Origin of the sequence: Pseudarthrobacter naphthalenicus, assembly GCF_029076445.1 — a bacterium.
Classification (GTDB): Bacteria; Actinomycetota; Actinomycetes; order Actinomycetales; family Micrococcaceae; genus Arthrobacter; species Arthrobacter naphthalenicus.
Genome location: NZ_JARESG010000066.1, coordinates 1 through 2,236, shown reverse-complemented (window position 1 = coordinate 2,236; position 2,236 = coordinate 1). Strand labels below are relative to the sequence as shown.

At 58.1% G+C, this 2,236-nt stretch carries 2 protein-coding genes; both read right to left on the bottom strand.

What is annotated here, in order from left to right:
- Positions 1–526: flavin reductase family protein (locus PY310_RS21380; RefSeq protein ID WP_275216638.1), on the bottom strand; the 526-nt coding region annotated here is incomplete at its 3' end.
- A gap of 11 nt (positions 527–537) precedes the next feature.
- A partial coding sequence (locus PY310_RS21375; RefSeq protein WP_275216637.1) for an amidohydrolase occupies positions 538–2,236 on the bottom strand: 1,699 nt, incomplete at its 5' end.

Below are 2,236 nucleotides of genomic sequence, written 5' to 3'. Positions count from 1 at the left end.
CGATAGGTGCATGTGTGCCGAAGGTGCGTTGGTAGTAGGTCAGCGGTTTGCTCTCGCCGAGATCGATGTTCAGAACGGATCCGAGAGCAATGACGTGGTCACCGCCGTCGACCAATGACTCGACTGAGCACGCTATCCAGCAGGCGCCGGCCAACCGGGGCAGACCGTTCTCGACAGTCCAGGGAATTCCAGTGAACTTGTCAGGGCCTTTCCTAGCGAACGCGCTGGCCCATTCCGAATGTTCAACGCCCAGGAGGTTCACTCCGTACTCGCCTGTCTCGCGCAGAATGCTCAACAGATCGGAGTTCCGATCCAGAGCGACCATGACCATAGGCGGGTTCAGCGATAGTGATGCGAAGGCGCTGACGGTGGTGCCGTGTGCCTTTCCGTCCTTGATTGCGGTTATTACTGATACTGGGGTGGCAACGCCGGCCATAGCGCTTTTGAAGGCCAATTGCAGTTCTTCCAGGTCAGTACCTGTGAGGTGTTGCGAACCGTGGCTGTTCGTGGGGTTTGAGCTGAGCATCTTTGCTCCTTTCAATTGCTGATGAGATTTTGCAGGGGCGGTGTGCTGGAATCTTGCCACTGCAGGGCAGAACTGCCATGGGTGCATTCTCCACTGAGAAAGGTGGCAACAATTTGGGTCCGAGAAATCCGTTCCGACGCGATTTTGGTGATGTCGTCTCCGAGCAGAACGAAGTCGGCTGCCATCCCTGGCCGGATGATACCCCAGTCGTTTTCCTGGCCCGCAATCCAGGCTGTATCGATCGTGTATGAGCGAAGGGCGGTGTGGACGTCTACCCGTTCATCGGGGCCGAGGCATTTGCCCATCTCCGTGAGGCGTTCCACCATGGACTGTATTCCCGCCAATGGTGCGCCATAGGCGACGGGGCGGTCGGAACTGCCCGGGACGTGAAGTCCTGCCTTCAGGAAGCTGGCGACCCGGTACAGTGAGTCGCTGCGCTGCGGGCCGAGGGCCGCGGACATCGTGTCGCCCAGATCATGGATGAAATGGGCTTGAGGCACGGGTGTGATGCCCAGCTGTGCCATGCGATCAATTTGCTCCTGAGAAGTCATGGCCGCGTGCTCAAACCGATGCCGCACAGTAGGCCGCGGCCAGTGCTTCTGCGCTTCTTCGAAAACGTCAAGGGCGAAGTCGATAGTGCGGTCGCCGATCGCGTGAGCAGCTACACTCCAGCCGGACCGGTGTGCCTTGAGTATTTGACTTCTGAGGACTTTCGGATCGTCCTGGAAATACCCGTGGCTATGTCTGTCACAGAATTGTTCGTAGACGTGCGCTGTCCGGCTGACTAGACCACCGTCGAGCCAGATTTTCATCGGTCCGATACGCAGAAGATCGTCTCCGAATCCGCTGGTGATACCTAGGTCCAACCCGAAATCCACGTGATCGTCCGGATGGGACAGTAAGGGGTGAAGAGCGTCAACAGTGGGCATAAGCTGGGCACGAACGCGCAGACCTCCCCGGTCCCGCACCCGTTGGTAGGCCGCGAGCTCGATGGGGGTCTTTCCGATCCATCCCCCACCTATGCCTGCCTCGGTCACATGGGTTAGGCCCTCCGCCGCATAGTGAGCGGCAGCCCGCTCAAGGGAGTCGCTGAGATGGTCCAGGGAATATGGTGTAACCAGATTCACGACCAGTTTTTGTGCCTGTTCTTCAAGAATCCCGGTAGGCACGCCAGAGCTATCGCGCTCAACAATTCCCCCGTCCGGCACGACCGCGGTGCCATCAAAAATGCCGGCCATCTCCAAAACCGCAGTGTTGACTGCAGCTATGTGCCCGGATCCGTGTTTCAACCACACCGGCCGGCCGCCAGCCGCTCGATCCAGTTCCTCACGCCTAGGATGTCCACCAATCTTTGCATGGTAATATCCGTTTCCGATAACGAATTCACCGGGCTCAAGTTCGGCGGCCCGTGCGGCAACAAGCGCATACAGTTCCGATAGGTCTCGGACATTGGAAAGGTCAATCTCAGACAGGGCCAATCCGTACCACGCCATATGGTTGTGGCTATCTCCGAGTCCCGGAATAATCGTCGCCCCATGGGCGTCGAGGGTCCGCTTGGCATTCAAGCCAGACGTATCCCCAACAGCGACGATCCTGCCATGCAGCACAGCAATGGAGGTCGCCCGTGGACGAAATTCATCCATGGTGATGATATCGGCGTTGTGGACTAACAGGTCGACGTCCATTCGTCGAATCTCCATTCTCGTGTTG